The organism is Alloalcanivorax venustensis, assembly GCF_047495515.1.
Lineage (GTDB): Bacteria > Pseudomonadota > Gammaproteobacteria > Pseudomonadales > Alcanivoracaceae > Alloalcanivorax > Alloalcanivorax venustensis.
Map to the genome: position 1 here is coordinate 3,347,595 of NZ_CP179934.1, position 17,484 is coordinate 3,365,078.

16 protein-coding genes and 1 pseudogene are annotated in these 17,484 nt (G+C 62.6%); 1 reads left to right on the forward strand and 16 read right to left on the reverse strand.

All coding sequences use genetic code 11. The features are described from left to right. Positions 1-51 precede the first annotated feature (51 nt). From ACMG4O_RS15650 to murJ, 12 genes and pseudogenes are all read right to left on the reverse strand, one after another. A complete protein-coding gene (locus ACMG4O_RS15650) occupies positions 52-3,516 on the reverse strand; it encodes a pilus assembly protein (protein WP_414434124.1) in 3,465 nt (1,154 codons plus the stop codon). A 31-nt stretch (positions 3,517-3,547) separates the two neighbouring features. Continuing rightward, a complete protein-coding gene (locus ACMG4O_RS15655) occupies positions 3,548-4,105 on the reverse strand; it encodes a pilus assembly PilX family protein (protein ID WP_194856323.1) in 558 nt (185 codons plus the stop codon). Positions 4,106-4,141: 36 nt separating this feature from the next. Further along, a complete protein-coding gene (locus ACMG4O_RS15660; protein ID WP_194856324.1) occupies positions 4,142-5,188 on the reverse strand; it encodes a PilW family protein in 1,047 nt (348 codons plus the stop codon). A 12-nt stretch (positions 5,189-5,200) separates the two neighbouring features. Then, positions 5,201-5,704 (reverse strand): type IV pilus modification protein PilV, encoded by a 504-nt coding sequence (gene pilV, locus ACMG4O_RS15665; protein WP_194856325.1) that lies wholly within the window; start codon positions 5,702-5,704, stop codon positions 5,201-5,203. After that, entirely contained in the window at positions 5,698-6,105 is a 408-nt protein-coding gene (locus tag ACMG4O_RS15670; protein WP_228548085.1) for a GspH/FimT family protein, read from the reverse strand. Before ACMG4O_RS15670 ends, pilV begins: the two co-directional genes overlap by 7 nt. A 12-nt stretch (positions 6,106-6,117) precedes the next feature. Then, positions 6,118-6,225 (reverse strand): annotated as a pseudogene (locus ACMG4O_RS15675) (Tfp pilus assembly protein FimT/FimU); the annotation flags it as partial. 251 nt (positions 6,226-6,476) lie between these two features. Next, positions 6,477-7,412, reverse strand: coding sequence for a 4-hydroxy-3-methylbut-2-enyl diphosphate reductase (ispH, locus tag ACMG4O_RS15680; protein WP_194856327.1), 936 nt, complete (start codon positions 7,410-7,412; stop codon positions 6,477-6,479). A 62-nt stretch (positions 7,413-7,474) separates the two neighbouring features. Further along, on the reverse strand, positions 7,475-7,942 hold the full coding sequence (gene fkpB / locus ACMG4O_RS15685) for an FKBP-type peptidyl-prolyl cis-trans isomerase (protein WP_142949780.1): 468 nt from the start codon (positions 7,940-7,942) through the stop codon (positions 7,475-7,477). Further along, complete coding sequence (gene lspA, locus ACMG4O_RS15690; protein WP_414434125.1) at positions 7,935-8,429, reverse strand: signal peptidase II; 495 nt, start codon at positions 8,427-8,429, stop codon at positions 7,935-7,937. The genes fkpB and lspA overlap by 8 nt, the downstream gene beginning before the upstream one ends. Then, a complete protein-coding gene (gene ileS / locus ACMG4O_RS15695; protein WP_414434126.1) occupies positions 8,422-11,235 on the reverse strand; it encodes an isoleucine--tRNA ligase in 2,814 nt (937 codons plus the stop codon). The genes lspA and ileS overlap by 8 nt, the downstream gene beginning before the upstream one ends. After that, entirely contained in the window at positions 11,232-12,170 is a 939-nt protein-coding gene (ribF, locus tag ACMG4O_RS15700; RefSeq protein ID WP_142949783.1) for a bifunctional riboflavin kinase/FAD synthetase, read from the reverse strand. The genes ileS and ribF overlap by 4 nt, the downstream gene beginning before the upstream one ends. 73 nt (positions 12,171-12,243) lie before the next feature. Further along, positions 12,244-13,818: a murein biosynthesis integral membrane protein MurJ gene (gene murJ, locus ACMG4O_RS15705; RefSeq protein WP_370203082.1), complete on the reverse strand. Its 1,575-nt coding sequence runs from the start codon at positions 13,816-13,818 to the stop codon at positions 12,244-12,246. Positions 13,819-14,010: 192 nt separating this feature from the next. Here murJ and rpsT point away from each other — a divergent pair, with 192 nt between their 5' ends. Then, complete coding sequence (rpsT, locus tag ACMG4O_RS15710; RefSeq protein ID WP_067608555.1) at positions 14,011-14,277, forward strand: 30S ribosomal protein S20; 267 nt, start codon at positions 14,011-14,013, stop codon at positions 14,275-14,277. A 71-nt stretch (positions 14,278-14,348) separates the two neighbouring features. Here rpsT and proB read toward each other — a convergent pair whose 3' ends face one another. The 4 genes from proB to rplU all read right to left on the reverse strand — a co-directional run bounded on the left by proB (position 14,349) and on the right by rplU (position 17,460). After that, positions 14,349-15,455, reverse strand: a complete 1,107-nt coding sequence (gene proB, locus ACMG4O_RS15715; RefSeq protein ID WP_214012268.1) for a glutamate 5-kinase — start codon at positions 15,453-15,455, stop codon at positions 14,349-14,351. Between the two features lie 35 nt (positions 15,456-15,490). Further along, complete coding sequence (gene cgtA, locus ACMG4O_RS15720; RefSeq protein WP_414434127.1) at positions 15,491-16,672, reverse strand: Obg family GTPase CgtA; 1,182 nt, start codon at positions 16,670-16,672, stop codon at positions 15,491-15,493. 189 nt (positions 16,673-16,861) lie between these two features. Next, a complete protein-coding gene (gene rpmA, locus ACMG4O_RS15725; protein WP_067608563.1) occupies positions 16,862-17,122 on the reverse strand; it encodes a 50S ribosomal protein L27 in 261 nt (86 codons plus the stop codon). A gap of 26 nt (positions 17,123-17,148) precedes the next feature. Continuing rightward, a complete protein-coding gene (gene rplU, locus ACMG4O_RS15730) occupies positions 17,149-17,460 on the reverse strand; it encodes a 50S ribosomal protein L21 (protein WP_067608565.1) in 312 nt (103 codons plus the stop codon). Between the last annotated feature and the right edge of the window lie 24 nt (positions 17,461-17,484).

Below are 17,484 nucleotides of genomic sequence, written 5' to 3' on the forward strand. Positions count from 1 at the left end.
CCCATCCGGTGCATGAGCCGGCTCCAAGATGCGGAGCCGGCGCTTCACTGTTCAGCGCAGCTGCCGCCAGGATTGTCGGCCCAGCAAGCCACCCAGGCCCTTCAGGCCAACCCTGGCTATATCGCCATCCGAGGTGCTGCCATAACCCTGATCGACATTCGCCGCACCACTGATGAAATTAACGCGGCTCAAAATGCTGTCAAAGCCGATTGAAGAGGCAGGCACTTTAACGCCGCCGTCGTTGACATAGTCCTCTTCATCGATCTTCCCATCCTCGTTGACGTCAATGACACCGCCGTCGATCTGACCTCCATTATTCTTACTAATGGCGATCAACCAACTGCTGCCGCCGCCGTCACAAGGGCTTGCGGAAGGAATAAGAGACACGAACACAACGGCTTCACCACGAATGGTGGGGCGAACCACGACACGCTCGCCCTCGCTGCCGGTGTTCGGCGATATCAGATCGATACGCCAGCCAGCATCACCATCAGATATTTCATTATCGGAGAAGATCCGGTAGGGGCGCGACTCACCACTGATGGTCAGTTCCCCTTCGGAGTTAATCCGCTGCTCCAGGAGATCACCCCGACTCACGGTGCCTTTTAGGTCGTCATCGAAAATGCCATACAGGCTTTGAACGCTGGTATCGCTGACGTCGCCGTTCTCCAGGTACTTCCCGGTGCCGAAGACCACTACATTCTGATCATTTTCGGTGACGGTCACTTCCGGGCGTGACGTGATCGGCTGACGATTGCTTCCATCGGTGGCGATGAACATGGGATCGGGACTGTTGGCGTTTCCGAAAGCGGATTTCCAGCCGTTGTTACCAGGCTCGAACTTCCAAAGGTTACCACGCAGATCGCCGGCGTATATGACATTCGCGAAATAGCCGTCACCGCTGTTGATGGCAGTGACACCGGCCATTCCGTTCTCAGTGCTGGTACCGACCGTAACCGGCGCATCACCAACCAGCGAGCCGTCCGAAAGATCCAGGGCGAACAGCGCGGCTTTGCCGCTGTCACTGTTATAGCCGTTACCAAAGACAACGTGCCACTCGGAGGCACTTTCATTAACCGGAACCACCGAGACTTCTTTCACACCCTCTCCGAGCTCCGGATGGGTGAATTCCCACATCAGTGTGGGATTGTCCGGATTACTGATATCAAGCGCGAAAAGGCCCTTGCCGCCGGCGTTGAGGCTTCCGATCAGAACGGTCTTCCAGCCGCCGCCGATATACGCATCGGTAACGATCGGCGCGCCGTCCACATAGAAGCTGTGGGCGTAATTGGGGTCGGTAAGCGCTGGCAGCTTGTCGAAAAGCATGCTCGGGATATAGGCAAAGACCTCATCGCCATCGTCGGCGTCGAACGCATGCAGCATGCCATCGTTGGCGCCAACGTAGATCATTTCATTACGGTTTTCCTTATCGTCGAGATAAGTGGTGTACTTACGGCCCGCCTCGTTGGGCAGCAACTGATAGCCGTAGCCCTCCGAACCACTGAACGCCGGATTGGAATTAATGATGTCGCCCAGACGGGAATCTCTATTACGGAACGCGCCACCGTTACGCTGCTCCAAGCGCCGGTCACCGCGCAGGTATCTGACGCGCTGCTGACCAAGAGTGGCATTGTTGTCGGCACCATCCAGCGCATCTTTCTGGTCGGCGGACAAATTATTCCAGAAGAACTCCGTGAGTACGGGGTCAAGATTATCGGTGGGGTCATCAAAGTAAGTGTAAATTTCTCTGGACCCATTAACGTTCATAATGTCGTCATCGCTGGCTTTATCCAGCTGGCTCGCGGCCTTCCAACCAACACCCTCTATCTCACCATCGGTGTTCACCTCGTAGGAAACCAGATCGCCCTCCCAGCTGTCGCTGTCAAACAGCGCCTGGTAGATAGCGCTGTCTGTGTCCAGCCGGGTCGAATTAGCGGCAATGGACGACGATGAGCCGGTCCCTCTATTGACGATGTCGGACAGCATGGAGGTCATTTCGCGGGTAAAAGTCTCCGGATCGTCGGCGCCGAAGAACTCACCCCGACCATTCACCGCAGCATGGAGCAAGTCATCGATCTTGGCCGAATTGCCGCTGTTAGGATCGGGCCAGTCAACGGTTTCATCAGGTTCTTTAGCCAGAGTTTCTATAGAAGGAAGGCCCCCATCGACGCCGAGACCGACACCGTAGGTCACCATGTGCTGCCAGAAGGCCGGATCGCGCTCGTCGGTGCCGACGATATTGTCCATGTCGGTGCGCAGATCACGTTTCCAGTAGTCCATGGCCACATCAGCCAGGGTATTGCTGTGCCCGTCCCTGTACAGTGGCGTGACGGCCGGATCGTACTGATAGCTTTTCCCACCAGGCCCGGTAATCACCTGGCCCGCTTCGTTGTCCGTATTGCCGACACCAGGGCTGTTTCCACCGTAATAGCCATCGGTCATCAAAACAGAGAAACTTCTCCGGCAGGCGTAATCGCTGCCGCCACCCGAACCCGGCGTGCTGCTCCAGGGCCCCTGGCTGTCGCTCCGCTCGTAATACTCCCCCACGTCCTTGAGCGCGCCTCTCAGGGGTGTGCTACCGTTTGGTTCGGAATCATAAAGAAGCCGGAAGAACTCATCGCGGTCATCACCCTGAAAATTACGAACGCCGCGACGCAGCGTACCTGTATTCTGCCCGTCGACATTGTGAGAGCTCTGGTTGATGGTGCCGAAGCCCACGCGCAGCGATTCCGGCTGCTCGGAAAACGCGATGCCGACGCCCGCTTTTGCCGTCATCATGCGTGTCCGGTAATAACTGAACCAGTTGGCGAAGTTCTGCTTTTCCTGCTCTGAAACCGTTATTAGTTTATAACAATCATCATCAAACCGGTTGGAATCACAGTTCTGCAGTTCCCCATCATACATGTAATAGAATGCACTTCTCGCCTCGCCGTTCGGACTAACGGAAAAGCCATCTTCGCTGCAGCCGTTCCAGCCACAGTTATAGCCGTCGTAATTACCATAGTAGAAATAATCGTCCATAACGGCACGATAGTTACTGCGCAAATCGACGGTATCCGAGTTATCGTCGTAGCCGTTAGTCGGGGCATTGGTGAAATCGGCGCCGGGGTAGGAGGTGCCGTCAGGTCTCGGTGGCGGCCGATAGTTCTTGTCCGGATCAAAATACTGATTATTCATATAAGGCGAGGCAAGATATCTCAGGTCATCGATATCAATCGCGCAAAGCGTGTTCTCCCAGCCATTACGTCCATTCTCGGCTCCGAACTCAAACCGTTCTTCGCAGACACCAATGTAACTGCCGTTAGCATAGTCCCCAACCAGTTCATCGGGCATGAACCCCCAGGTCATGGACCCAGAGTCATCCAGAACAAACATGAGGTTCGGGCTTACGCCACCGATGACGAACAGCGGAATCTGCGAGATGGAAACGTCTGCGCGCAGATGCCCTGTAGCCAGTATCGCCGCCACGAATATACCAACGTGAAGAAAACGACGGTTTAGTTTTACTCCGTTCATCACATTACCCCCAAAGGGTTATAGTTCCTGCTCAACGGCGGTATATGCTTTCCACTATCGCCACTGTTGTCTGATTTTTGCCAAACCCGCGCGCCACAACGCGGTAAAGCTCATATTCTTCTTTGACCGTACCGTCACCGATCGCCTTAGAGGCACCGGATGAGCCTGTAATCACAACGGGCGGCATCCTCTCGATATAAAACTCGGGTGGCTCGCTCCATTCCATATCCTGGCCGGTACCACCACCGGAAGAGACGCTGTAGGTCACGACACCGTCGCCGGTATCGCCGGGATCGGAGGCGTTATCCGGCCAATCCGGTCGTGTCTTACCGTCACCCTGGTCATACCATCCGGTTGCGTTGAAATTGGGAGCCGTAATCGAGCTTAGAACACTCTCGCCTTGACGCAGCGCGGTCTCCGCGGCCTGAAACGCGGTGTTTTGATCAGACAGTGCGCCGGACATTCGTTCCTGTAATGTCGTTCCTCGCATCGCGGTCACTCCGAGCAAGGTCATCACCAGAAGCAGTATCAGGCCGATTACCAGCGCAGCCCCGCTCTGATGTGTATGGAAACGCACCTGCTTCTTCATGGTCTTTCTCTTCGTTATGTCGTTCGGATATTCGGTTTAAGGTGCTCGGTTCCGCACCGTGGCCGTGCTGCTCATCACGTACCGAAGCCTTCCGTCGTCACGGTTTATGACGTCACCATCGAGAACAAACCCTTGCTCACCGTCGACGATATTCTGGCGCTCCCCGCGCAGAAGCATGGATGTCCGAACAGCCATAATCCTGTTGAGTTGCGACGTTGTAGGCGCCTCGGTGTAGCTGTCCAGCTCGCGATCTTCATTGCTATCCAGGCCATAACGAAAACTGAGCTGATCCACGCCCGCGACCAGCTCTTCCGCGTTCTCGCCGGCAGTCAGCTTTTTCCGGAATAGAGATGGCACGCCTGCTACGTTGTTAGCCACGTAAAAAACGTTACTTTGGATTTTGGAAATGATGGCACCCTGGCCATAGTTATGACCCAGCGATGACGTCGTGTTCCCCGGGGATGCCGAGTTGCCAGTATTATTGGTGACGGCTGCGGACGTTCCACCACCGCCTTCGCCAGTAATCTGCACCACAGTTGCTTGAGAGCAATCGGACACCACCGCGATGTCTCCTTTACTTAGACCATGGCCCTTCTCCAGATGAATACTGGCTTTGCTGGCGTCGCCGGACTGGTAGGGAGGCGTAAGGCTTACCGAACTGGCGTCCGCGCTGCGGATCAACACGATGTCATTGCCAGGGAGCGGCTCCAAGGCCTGAATGGAGGCCGGCAACGCCGGACTCCATCCTCCGCTGTCGTTGGCGTTGTAAGCCATCAGCGGGGAACCGGCGAAATCATAGGAAAAATCGTAATCGCTACTGCTGCTGTCCAGATTATTCTGGACCGGAACATTGTTACGGCAACCGAAGTAGCCCGCCATTCGCAGATCTTTCATCAAAAAATGGAAGGCAAAACGACCGTTTTCCTGAAGACGCGACATTTCGTCCTGAAGAACATAAGCCTGCTTGTTGCTGCTGAAGATCTGTATCAACCCGCCGATCAGCAGAGAGCTGACGACCAGTGCGACCATGATCTCCACAAGCCCGATGCCGGCCTGACGTCTTTGCCTTGATAACAGGGTCACAATGGGGAGCTCCTATAGTTCTGCACTGACACGGACGGTTTTGATCGGATCGGCGTCTTCCTCGCCGTTATCGCCCTGCTCCTGCCAGCGGGCGTCGTACCAGGCGAGAGTCACGACAACCCGCCCTTCGTCATCCACTTCGATCTCCGCACCGGTTTTCCCGTCGTCACCCTGCGGCAGGACGCCCGGCGCGCTTTGTTCCCCCTCGATACCGCAAAGCGTCTCCAGCCAGTTTTCGAGATCGTCTTGCACGACCCCGGTGGCCGTAGGCGCGGTGCATCCCAACGTCATCTCATAATCGCCTTTCAGGGCGGCGCTGCGGTTGGCGCGCATTCGGTCAATGATGTCGTAGGCCAGAAAGGTGGCCTGGGAGGATAAGTGCGCGCTCTGATTCATCTTCAGACTGACCGCTTGCAACCCCGCCATCCCCATCAAACCGATTGACAGAATGAGCATGGTTACGAGCACTTCTATCAGGGTAAAACCGCGTCCGTGATATCGCCGCCGACTCAACATGACACCTTCTCCGAAGCCGCTCTGCCGCCTCTCGCAATACTGATCTGCCGGGCTTTCTCGGAGCCGCAAGCACTGCGCTTGATCGTCACGGTAGCCTCCGACGTATCGCGGCGCAGACCCTGGTGATCGAAGCGCACCACGCCCCCGCTGGTGTTATCCACCTCCGCGCTGCCGTCGGCCACACGGACAATGTTGGTGGAGGTCGGGGACCCGGAGCCGTCGGAATCTTCGTAGACAAGCCACCCCTGGCCCCACTGTCCGTCGCATGAAGCCTGATCGCTGCTGCCGCACACGGCCATGCCGACACCCCGTTTAACGGCCTCGGCCCGCGCCAGTTGAATGCCACCCAGAACGCTATTGGTTTGGTTGATCACCTGATTGCTTCGTATTAACTGGGTCATGCTAGGCACTCCGAAACCGAGGACGATCGCCACCAGAGCCAGCGTTAGCATCAACTCAATAAGGGTAAAGCCCCCGCTTCCGAACCGGGTGTCAGACACCACGATGCACTCCACTTTCATTCTTGTGAGCAGACACTCTAGCAATTGTAAAACCGTCGACAATGAGACTTAGACGAGCGGTCACTTGGCGGCAATAAACGGCATAAGCGGTTGATAAGCGGGGGTTTTTACGAAGATAGGCTGTGACGCTATTCGCACTTTTTCATTAGCTATAGAGCCAGTCTTTTACATGGCAAGCGCGGCACGCGGACAAGCCGCCCCACTCGCCCCGGGCGGGCGGTGGGGACAGCGGCTTCCAGGGAGCGGAGGGATCAGGCCCGCAGGGCGCGGGGCATGGAAAAGCGGATGTTCTCTTCGCGGCCGGGGATCTCGTGGGCGTCTTCGCCGCCCAGTTCGCGCAGGCGGGCGATCACCTGGTGGACCAGCTCCTCGGGGGCGCTGGCGCCGGCGGTGACGCCCACGGCCTTCTTACCCTTGAGCCAGGCCGGGTCGATCATGGCCGGGTCGTCGAGCAGGTGGGCGGGGGTGCCGCAGCGCTCGGCCAGTTCGCGCAGGCGGTTGGAGTTGGAGCTGTTCACCGACCCCACCACCAGCACCAGCTGGCATTCCAGAGCGAGCTGGCGCACCGCGTCCTGGCGGTTGGTGGTGGCGTAGCAGATATCTTCGCGCTTGGGGCCGAGGATATTGGGGAAGCGCTGGCGCAGGGCGTCGATGATGCGGGCGGTGTCGTCCACGCTCAGGGTGGTCTGGGTGACGAACGCCAGATTGTCCGGGTCGGTGACTTCCAGGCGGGCCACGTCGGCCTCGTCTTCCACCAGATACATGCGCCCGCCCTTGCTGGTGTCGTACTGGCCCATGGTGCCTTCCACTTCCGGGTGGCCCTGGTGGCCGATCAGAATCGCCTCGCGGCCTTCCTGGGCGTAGCGAATCACCTCCATGTGCACCTTGGTGACCAGCGGGCAGGTGGCGTCGAACACCTGCAGGGCGCGCTGCTCGGCCTCGTCCTGCACCGCCTTGGAGACGCCGTGGGCGCTGAAGATAACGATGGCGTCGTCGGGCACTTCCTCCAGCTCGTCGACGAACACCGCGCCGCGCTCGCGCAGGCCGTCCACCACGTAGCGGTTATGGACCACTTCGTGGCGCACATAGACCGGCGGCCCGAACACGTCCAGGGCCCGATTGACGATATCGATGGCCCGATCGACGCCGGCGCAGAAGCCACGGGGGTTGGCGAGACGGATTTGCATATCGGAACCTGCTTGAAATGTATCCTGAGTATACGCGCCACCAGCGGTGGCCGGCCAGAAGGTCAGTTCAGGCGGACGGCCTGCTCCGGGGCGTCGTGCTCGACGTTGATGATCTCCACCTCGAAGGTGAGGTCGCGGCCGGCCAGCGGGTGATTGAAGTCCACGGTGACCCAGTCGTCGTCCAGTTCGGCGATCACGCCGGGCAGTTCGGCGCCGGCGGCATCGGCGAAATTCATCACCGTGCCCACTTCCACGTCGTCGGCGCTGAAGGTGCTGCGCTTGAAGTGCTGCCGGTTCTGTTCGTTGTATTCACCGAAGCCGGAGGCGGCGTCGATGAAGACGCTGCGCTTGTCGCCGGCCTTGAGGCCGAGGATAGCGCGCTCGAAGCCGGGCAGCAGGGATTCGTCACCCCAGGAGAAGGCGGCCGGCTCGCCGCCGTAGGTGCTGTCCATTTCGGTGCCGTCCATCAGACGCACGGCGAAATGCAGGGTGATGCGGGTCTGCGGACCCGCGCGCAAGGTGTCAGTCATGGCCGCGACGGCCTCCCAGCAGCATGTCGAGAATGATCAAGGCTGCCCCAATAGTGATGGCGGTATCGGCGATATTAAAGGCCGGGAAGTGGTAATCGCCCCAATAGAAGTCGAGAAAGTCGACCACATGGCCGAGCACCACCCGGTCGTAGAGGTTGCCGACGGCGCCGCCGAGGATCAGTGCCAGAGCGGCGCCCTGCATGCGCTCGTCACGCAGTTTGCGCATCCAGCCCAGGATCAGCACCACGGCGATCACCGCCACGGCGGCGAAGAACCAGCGTTGCCAGCCGCCGGCGCCGGCCAGAAAGCTGAACGCGGCCCCGGAGTTGTAGGCCAGGGTCAGGCTGAAGAACGGCAGCACCTCCAGCCGCTCATAGAGGTCGAAACGGGCCACCACCCAGTGCTTGCTGACCTGATCCAGCACGATCATCAGGCCGGTGAGCCACAGCCAGACCAGTTGGCTCTGGGCGCCTTGTTGCTCACGCATAGTGGCGTTCCTCGCCGTCACCGTCCAGGTTGGTCACGCAGCGGCCGCACAGCTCCGGGTGCTCGGGGTGCGTGCCGATGTCCGGGCGGTGGTGCCAGCAGCGCACGCATTTGTCGTGCGGCGACGGCGCCACCTGCACTTTGAGCCCGGCCACGGCGCTGTCCGGCAGCTCCGCCGGAGCGTCCGCCAGTGGCGCCAGGGTGGCGGTGGAGGTGATGGTGACGAAGCGCAGCTCATCGCCCAGGCGACCGAGCAGGCCGGCCAGCCGCTCGTCCACGTAGAGGGTGGCGTCGGCGGCCAGGTTGGCGCGCAGTTCCTTGCGGTTGCGGGCCTCTTCGATGGCCTTGTTGACCGCCTGCTTGACGGCCTGCACCTGCTCCCAGAACGCCAGATCCATGTCCGCGTCGTCCGCCGGCGGGAAGAGGCCGTCGTACCAGGTGGTCAGGAACACGGAGTCGGGGCGCTCGCCGGGCAGCAGCTCGAAGATTTCCTCGGCGGTGAAGCTGAGGATCGGCGCCATCCAGCGCACCAGGGCCTGGGCGATGTGATAGAGCGCGGTCTGGCAGGAGCGCCGCGCCAGCGAATCCGCCGGCGTGGTGTACTGGCGGTCCTTGATGATGTCCAGGTAGAAGCCGCCCAGCTCGTTGCCGCAGAAGTTGTGCAGGCGCTGGTAAACCAGATGGAAATGATAGCCGTCGTACAGCTCGCGCAGCTCCGCCTGCAAGGCGTCGGCGCGGCCCACCGCCCAGCGGTCCAGAGCGATCATGTCGTCCGGGGCCACCGCGTCGCGCTGCGGGTCGAAGCCGTTCAGGTTGGAGAGCAGGAAGCGGGCGGTGTTGCGGATGCGGCGATAGCTGTCCGCCATCTGCTTGAGAATGTTCTTGGACACGCTCATCTCACCGCGGTAATCGGTGGCCGCCACCCACAGGCGCAGGATGTCCGCGCCCAGGTCGTTCCACACTTCCTGCGGGGCGATCACGTTACCGATCGACTTGGACATCTTGCGGCCCTGCTCGTCCACCGTGAAGCCGTGGGTGAGCACGCTTTTATAGGGCGCCGCGTCACGGATCGCGGTGCTGGTCAGCAGCGAGGACTGGAACCAGCCGCGGTGCTGGTCGGAGCCTTCCAGGTAGAGGTCGGCGGGCACCGCCAGCTCGTCGCGCTGCTCGAGCACCGAGTAGTGGGTCACGCCGGAGTCGAACCAGACGTCGAGGATGTCGGTGACCTTGGTGTAGCGCTCCGCGTCGTCGCCGAGCAGCTCCTCGGCCTCCAGGTCGAACCAGGCGTCGATGCCGTTCTGCTCTACACGCTTGGCCACTTCCTCGATCAACCGCGGCGTGTCCGGGTGCGGTTCGGAGGTGGCGCGGTCCACGAACAGGGCGATCGGCACGCCCCAGGTGCGCTGCCGGGAGATACACCAGTCCGGGCGGTCGCGCAGCATGCCTTCGATGCGCGCCTTGCCCCACTCCGGCAACCACTGCACCTTGTCCACTTCGGCGCGGGCCTGGGCCAGCAGGCCGCCCTCGCTCATGGGGATGAACCACTGGGCGGTGCTGCGGAAAATGATCGGCGTCTTGTGGCGCCAGCAGTGCGGGTAGCTGTGGGTGATGGTCTCCAGCGCCACCAGGGTGCCGCCTTCCTTGAGGGCGTCGATCACCGGCTGGTTGGCCTTGCTCACGTGCAGGCCGCCGACCACCGGCAGGTCCTCCCGGAACAGGCCGTTGTCCTGCACCGGGCTGTCCACTTCCAGGCCGTACTGCTTGCCGACGATAAAGTCGTCTTCACCGTGGCCCGGCGCGGTATGCACGCAGCCGGTACCGGCGTCGGTGGTGACGTGGTCACCAAGAATCACCGGCACCTGGCGGTCCAGGAACGGGTGCCGCAGGGTGAGGTGTTCCAGGGCCGCGCCCTTGAACGACGCGGACCGCTCGGCGCCGGTGAGCGCGAAGCGCTCGCTGACGGTGTCCGCCAGATCTTCGGCCACCACCAGTGCCACGGCGGCGCCGTTCTGCTCACCGCTGAGCAGCACATAATCCAGCTCCGGATGCACCGCCACCGCCCGGTTGGCGGGCAGCGTCCAGGGCGTGGTGGTCCAGATCACCAGGGCCGGGGATGCGGCCTCGACGCCGGTGCGGCTGTTGAAATCCGCCGGGTCGGTGACGGCGAACGCCACGTCGATGGCCGGCGACTGCTTGTCCTGGTATTCCACTTCCGCTTCCGCCAGGGCGGAGGCGCAGTCCAGGCACCAGTGCACCGGCTTGAAGCCCTTGGTCAGGTGGCCACCGGCGGCGATCTTGCCGAGCGCGCGGATGATGTTCGCCTCGGTGTCGTAGTCCATGGTCAGGTAGGGGCTGTCCCAGTCCCCGAACACACCCAGGCGCTGGAAGTCACGCTTCTGGCCTGCCACCTGCTTGGCGGCGAACTCCCGGCACTTCTTGCGGAAGGTGGCGGCGTCCACCTTGTGGCCGGCCTTGCCCACCTTCTGCTCCACCTTCAGCTCGATGGGCAGGCCATGGCAGTCCCAGCCGGGCACATAGGGGGCATCGTAGCCGTCCAGGGTGCGCGCCTTGACGATGATGTCCTTGAGGATCTTGTTCACCGCGTGGCCGATATGAATGTCGCCGTTGGCGTACGGGGGGCCATCGTGAAGGATGAACTTGGGACGTCCGGCGGACGCTTCGCGAATCCGGCGGTACAGATCGCGCTGCTGCCATTGGTCCAGACGCTTGGGTTCGCGCTGGGACAGACCGGCCTTCATCGGGAAGTCGGTGTGGGGAAGATTAAGCGTCGCCTTGTAATCCGTCATAGTCCGTCGTCTTGGTCCAAAAAGGCTTGTACCTGTTCCAGATCCCGCCACATGGCGGCCTTGAGTTCGTCGAGGCCGTCGAATTTCTCTTCCGGCCGCACGAAATGATGAAACGCGACGCTCAGGTGCGCGTCGTACAGATCACCCTGAAAATTGAGCAGATGCACTTCCAGGCGGTTTTCCTGGCCGTCCACCGACGGCCGCGTGCCCATATTGGCCGCGCCCGGATGGCCCTCGAGGCCGGCGCCGGACACCCGCACCGCGAACACCCCGTGCAGCGGCGAAACCGGCCGCTTCAGAGCCAGATTCACCGTCGGCACATCCAGGGTGCGGCCCAGCTTGTCGCCGTGGCGCACGCGGCCGCTGATCGTATAAGGGCGACCCAGCAGGCGCTCGGCCAGGCGGAAATTCCCCTGCTCCAGCGCCGCGCGTACCCGCGTGCTGGACACCCGCTCGCCGTCGACTTCGCAGGTCGGCGTGTCGGTGACCTGAAAACCGAACCGCTCGCCGGCCTGCTTCAGGTAATCGAAATCACCGTCACGGCCACGGCCGAAACGGAAGTCATCACCCACCACCAGGTAGTCGATGCCCAGGCCCTCGACCAGCAGATCGCGCACGAACGCCTCGGCGGTGAGGCTGCGGAACGACTCGTTGAACCGGGCGCACAACACCTGATCGACGCCGTAGTCGCGCAGCGCGATCAACTTGTCACGCAGGCTGTTAAGCCGCGCCGGTGCCTGGTCCGGGCAGAAAAATTCCTGCGGCTGAGGTTCGAACAGCATCACCGTGGCCAGCTTGCCACGCGCCCTGGCCTCGTCGATCACCTGATCGAGAATCCGTTGATGCCCCAGATGGACGCCATCGAAGTTGCCGATGGTGGCGACGCAGCCCCGGTGGCTCGCCCGCAGATTGTGAATGCCGCGAATCAGTCGCATTCCGCCCTCGTCAGGTTCCCGCCCGGCCGGCTTTATGCCGGCACGCGGGAGAAAAGAGGGCCGATTATAGGAATCATCGGCGCAAGTGGCGAGGTCTGAGGCCAAGAATCAGCAAGGCGAGCAGATAAACCGCCAATCCCGCCACCACGATCAGGCCCAGCCAGAGGATGCGATCCCACAGCGCCCCATTCAGCCACACCGTGGCCTGCCGTGCCAGCCAGTAGATCGCCCCGGCCATGGCACCGCCGGCCAGAGCCAGCCGCAGGCCGTGCTGCCACCAGCCCTTCATCGGCCGGTACACGCCGCCGCGGCGCAACCCTATATAAAGCAGACCGGCGTTGAGCCAGGCGGACAGCGAGGTCGCCAGCGCCAGGCCGGCGTGCTGAAGCGGCCAGATCAACGCCAGGTTCAGGGCCATGTTGGCGACCATGGCGATAATGCCGATTTTCACCGGCGTGCGGGTGTCCTGGCGGGCGAAATAGCCCGGCGCCAGAATCTTGATCAGCATGAACGCCACCAGCCCGGCGCTGTAGGCGCGCAGGGATTCCGCCGAGCGCAGCACGTCGTTGGCGCCGAACTCGCCGTGGTTGAACAGGGTCGCCAGCAGCGGCTCGGCGATCACCGCCAGCGCCAGCGCCGCCGGCACGCCGATCAGCAGCACCAGTTTCAGCGCCCAGTCCAGGGTGCGGCTGAACGCTTGCGGATCGTCCCCGGCGTGCTTGCCGGACAGGCTGGGCAGGATCACCGTGCCGATGGCGATGGCGAACACGCCCAGGGGCAACTCCACCAGCCGGTCGGAGTAGTACAGCCAGGTCACCGAGCCGGTCTGCAACAGGGACGCCAGCACCGTGTCCAGCAGCAGATTGATCTGGCTCACCGACACCCCGAACATGGCCGGCGCCATCAGGCGCAGGATGCGGCGCACGCCTTCGTCGCGCCAGGCCATGCGCGGCACCGGCATCAAATTGAGACGGGCCAGGAACGGTAGCTGGAACAGCAACTGCACGGTGCCGGCGATCAGCACGCCCCAGGCCAGCGCCACCGCCATGCGCCCCTCGGCGAACTGCGGCGCCAGGTAGAGGGCGCTGCCGATCAGGCTGAGATTGAGCAGCACCGGGGTGAAGGCGGGCACCGCGAAGCGGTTCCAGGTGTTGAGAATGGCGCCGGCGAAGGCGGTCAGCGAGATGAAAAACAGGTACGGGAAGGTGAGCCGCAGCATTTCCACCGCCAGGGCGCGCTTGTGCGGGTCGTCGCCGAAGCCCGGGGCGAACAGCCAGATCAGCAGCGGCGCCGCCAGCACCCCGACCAGGGTGATCAGCGCCAGGGTGCCGCCCAGGGTGCCGGCGACCCGGTCGATCAGCGCCTTGGTGGCGGCCGCACTGCCCTCGTCACGCTGGCGGGTGCGGTATTCGCTGAGCACCGGCACGAAGGCCTGGTTGAAGGCGCCCTCGGCGAACAGGCGGCGCAGGAAATTGGGGATGCGGAACGCCACGAAGAAAGCGTCGGTGCCCGCCGAGGCGCCCAGCAGCCGTGCCAGCACCACGTCGCGGACCAGCCCCAGCACCCGCGACAGCAGCGTCATGCTGCTCACCACCAGGGTCGAAGCCAGCAAACCGCCCTTTTTACCCGCTGTTTCCTGCTCGTCCATCCCGGCGCCTCCGAAAAACCGGCCAAGAGTAACCAAAGCCCGCCGTCACCGCCACAGGCCCGCCCCGGGGATTGACAATCCGCACCCGGATCGGCATAGTTGCGCGTCTTCAGGACCGGCCAATGGCAGCATCCGCCCGGTCCTAATCGATTATCACCATCGAATTACCGATTTATATATAGGAGCAGGACCTTGGCTAACTCACCGCAAGCACGCAAGCGCGCGCGTCAGGCGGAACAGCGTCGTAAGCACAACGCAGCGATGCGTTCCATGGTGCGTACGTACCTCAAGAAGGTGAACGCGGCCATTGCGTCCGGCGACCAAGGCGCCGCTCAGCAAGCGTACCAAAAGGCGACCTCGGTGCTGGATAAGGCCACCCAGAAGGGTAAGTTCCACCCGAACAAATCCGCTCGTCATAAGAGCCGCCTGAACGCCAAGATCAAGGCCATGGCGGCCTGATCGATCGAACGCGTTCGCTAAAAAAACCGGCCTCTGGCCGGTTTTTTTATGCCTGAAGATCCGCCTCCGGACTACAGCACCACCATATTGTCCCGGTGGATCAGTTCTTCCTCGTTCATAAAGCCCAGCACGTCGGCAATCTCGTGGCTCTTCTTGCCGCACAGGCGGCGGGCGTCGGCGGCGTCGTAGTTGACCAGACCGCAGGCCACGCGCTCGCCGTGCCGGTCCTCGCAGGCCACCATCTCACCGCGCGAGAACTGGCCGAACACATCCACCACCCCCACCGGCAACAGGCTGGAGCCGGCCTCGCGCAGCCGCCGGGCGGCGCCGTCGTCGAGAATCAGCCGGCCGCGCATGCGCAGATGCCCCGCCAGCCACTGCTTGCGGGCGTTCATCGGCGAGGTGTCCGGCAGCAGCGTGGTGCCCGGGGCCTGGCCGTCGACCAGCTCGGTGAGCACCTCCGGGCGGCGCCCGGAGGCGATGGTGGTCATGGTGCCCGAGCGCGCCGCCAGCGCGGCGGCGCGCACCTTGGTGGTCATGCCGCCACGGCCCAGCCCGGAGCCGCCACCGCCGGCCATGGCGGCCAGGGCCGGGTCGGAGGCGCGGGCGCTGGGAATCAGGCGCGCCGCCGGGTTCTGGCGGGGGTCGGCGTCGAACAGGCCGTCCTGGTCGGTGAGGATCACCAGCCGCTCGGCTTCCACCAGGTTGGCCACCAGGGCGGCCAGGGTGTCGTTGTCGCCGAAACGGATCTCGTCGGTGACCACGGTGTCGTTTTCGTTGACCACCGGCACCACGGAAAAGCCCAGCAGCGTCAGCAGGGTGCTGCGCGCGTTCAGGTAGCGCTTGCGGTCGGAGAGGTCGTCGTGGGTGAGCAGTACCTGGGCGGTGTGCAGCCGGTGCTTCTGGAAGCAGGATTCCCAGGCCTGCACCAGCCCCATTTGGCCGACGGCGGCGGCGGCCTGCAGCTGATGCACGGAATCCGGGCGGCGCGCCCAGCCCAGCCGGGTCATGCCCTCGGCCACCGCGCCGGAGGACACCACCATGACGTCGATGCCGCGCTCGCGCAGGGCCACCATGCGGTCCACCCAGACCTGCATCAGGTCCCGGTCCAGGCCGCGGCCGTCGTTGGTGAGCAGAGCGCTGCCAATTTTGATTACCCAGCGTGCGCGTTGCGCCATGGTGCCTTTCCCGCTTTCAGTAAAGTGATGCCCGATCAGGGTTCGTAGACGATCTCCACGTCGTGATCGTCATCATCATCGTCGTCGTCATTGTCGCGGGCCGCGCGGCGGTCCCGCTTGATTTCCTGGATCTTCTCGCGGGCCTCTTCTTCCAGGCGCGCGCGCAGTTCCCGCTGCTCGGCGGCGTAGTCCGGGTCTTCCTGTTCGCGCAGACGGCGCTCTTCGATGGCGTTCATCAGCGCGTAAACCAGTTCTTCGCAGCCCACGCCGGCGGCGGCGGAAAGACGGAACACCGGCCCCTGCCAGCCCAGCTCGGCGACGATCTCAGCAACCCGCTGCTCGGCCTCGTCGTCGGGCAACAGGTCGATCTTGTTGAACACCAGCCAGCGTTCCTGCTCCGCCAGCGCCGGGGAGAACCGGTCCAGCTCGTCGGCGATGATGTCGATGTGGTCCGCCGGGTTGCCGTCCAGGGGCGCCATGTCCACCACATGCAGCAGCAACCGGGTGCGCGCCAAGTGCTTCAGGAAGCGGATACCCAGGCCGGCGCCCTCGGCGGCCCCCTCGATCAGGCCGGGAATATCGGCGACCACGAAGCTGCGGTAGCGGTCCGCCTTCACCACCCCCAGGTTGGGGATCAGGGTGGTGAAGGGATAGTCCGCCACCTTGGGCTTGGCGGCGGAAATGGCGCGGATCAGGGTGCTTTTGCCGGCGTTGGGCATGCCCAGCAGGCCCACGTCCGCCAGCACCTTGAGCTCCAGCCGCAGGCGCCGGTTTTCACCGGGCGTGCCGTTGGTGGTCTTGCGCGGTGCCTGATTGACGCTGCTTTTGAAGTGCACGTTGCCGAGCCCGCCGCGGCCGCCCCGCGCCACCATCACCTTCTGGTCGGCGGCGGTCAGATCGGCGAGCACCTCATCGGTGTCCACGTCCACCACGGTGGTGCCCACCGGCACTTTCAGCACCACGTCCTCGGCGGATTTACCGGTCATCTGGCGACCCTTGCCGGGCTCGCCGTTGCGCGCCTTGAACGAGCGCTCGTAGCGGTAATCCACCAGGGTGTTCAGGTTGGTGTCCGCCTCCACGTACACGTGTCCGCCGGCGCCGCCATCCCCCCCGTCGGGGCCGCCGAACTCCACGTACTTTTCACGACGGAAGCTCAGGCAGCCGTGCCCCCCGCTTCCGGCGCGGACATCAATGGTGGCTTCGTCGACGAATTGCATGATGGCGGCTCTTAATATCGGCTAAAGGAGGCATTCTAACGTAGGGCGCCCGGTCGCTCACAAAAAATCGCCGGGAGCGATTTTTGACGTCGCGCCAGCGACGGTCCGCAGGATGACCGCCAGGGATGGCGGTCACAAAAAAGCCCCGCGGGCGCGAGCCTCGCGGGGCTTTTTCAGATCCCGGAAGGATCAGGCCACGGGCTCGATCACCACGTATTTGCGGCTGAGCGGGCCTTTGACTTCGAACTTCACGCGTCCGGCTTCCTTGGCGAAGATGGTGTGGTCCTTGCCAATCCCGGTGTTCACTCCGGGGTGGAAACGGGTGCCGCGCTGGCGAACGATGATTTCGCCGGCCTGAACGACCTGGCCGCCGAAGCGCTTCACGCCAAGGCGTTTACTTTCCGAGTCGCGACCGTTACGAGTACTACCACCGGCTTTTTTATGTGCCATGTTTCAATCCTCTCGTTGCGTCCGGATCAGCCCTGGATCCCGGTGATTTTCACCGCAGTGTACCACTGGCGATGGCCCTGCTGCTTGCGGGAATGCTTGCGGCGGCGGAACTTCACAATCTTGATCTTCTTGTGACGGCCCTGCTCAACCACTTCGGCGGTGACCTTGGCGCCTTCCAGCAGCGGCTGGCCGACCTTCACGTCGTCGCCGTCGGCGACCAGCAGCACTTGATCAAAGTCCACGGATTCACCGGTGGCCACTTCGATCTTTTCCACGCGCAGGGTGTCACCCTCTTCAACGCGGTACTGCTTGCCACCCGTTTTGATGACTGCGTACATCTACTTGCTCCAGATGGTTCCTCT

Excerpts from the sequence above, each read along its gene's own strand:
- ACMG4O_RS15650 (WP_414434124.1), bottom strand. The coding sequence starts at position 3,516 with ATGAACGGAGTAAAACTAAACCGTCGTTTTCTTCACGTTGGTATATTC.
- ACMG4O_RS15655 (WP_194856323.1), bottom strand. The coding sequence starts at position 4,105 with ATGAAGAAGCAGGTGCGTTTCCATACACATCAGAGCGGGGCTGCGCTG.
- pilV (WP_194856325.1), bottom strand. The coding sequence starts at position 5,704 with ATGTTGAGTCGGCGGCGATATCACGGACGCGGTTTTACCCTGATAGAA.
- ACMG4O_RS15670 (WP_228548085.1), bottom strand. The coding sequence starts at position 6,105 with ATGACCCAGTTAATACGAAGCAATCAGGTGATCAACCAAACCAATAGC.
- ispH (WP_194856327.1), bottom strand. The coding sequence starts at position 7,412 with ATGCAAATCCGTCTCGCCAACCCCCGTGGCTTCTGCGCCGGCGTCGAT.
- fkpB (WP_142949780.1), bottom strand. The coding sequence starts at position 7,942 with ATGACTGACACCTTGCGCGCGGGTCCGCAGACCCGCATCACCCTGCAT.
- lspA (WP_414434125.1), bottom strand. The coding sequence starts at position 8,429 with ATGCGTGAGCAACAAGGCGCCCAGAGCCAACTGGTCTGGCTGTGGCTC.
- ileS (WP_414434126.1), bottom strand. The coding sequence starts at position 11,235 with ATGACGGATTACAAGGCGACGCTTAATCTTCCCCACACCGACTTCCCG.
- ribF (WP_142949783.1), bottom strand. The coding sequence starts at position 12,170 with ATGCGACTGATTCGCGGCATTCACAATCTGCGGGCGAGCCACCGGGGC.
- murJ (WP_370203082.1), bottom strand. The coding sequence starts at position 13,818 with ATGGACGAGCAGGAAACAGCGGGTAAAAAGGGCGGTTTGCTGGCTTCG.
- proB (WP_214012268.1), bottom strand. The coding sequence starts at position 15,455 with ATGGCGCAACGCGCACGCTGGGTAATCAAAATTGGCAGCGCTCTGCTC.
- cgtA (WP_414434127.1), bottom strand. The coding sequence starts at position 16,672 with ATGCAATTCGTCGACGAAGCCACCATTGATGTCCGCGCCGGAAGCGGG.
- rpmA (WP_067608563.1), bottom strand. The coding sequence starts at position 17,122 with ATGGCACATAAAAAAGCCGGTGGTAGTACTCGTAACGGTCGCGACTCG.
- rplU (WP_067608565.1), bottom strand. The coding sequence starts at position 17,460 with ATGTACGCAGTCATCAAAACGGGTGGCAAGCAGTACCGCGTTGAAGAG.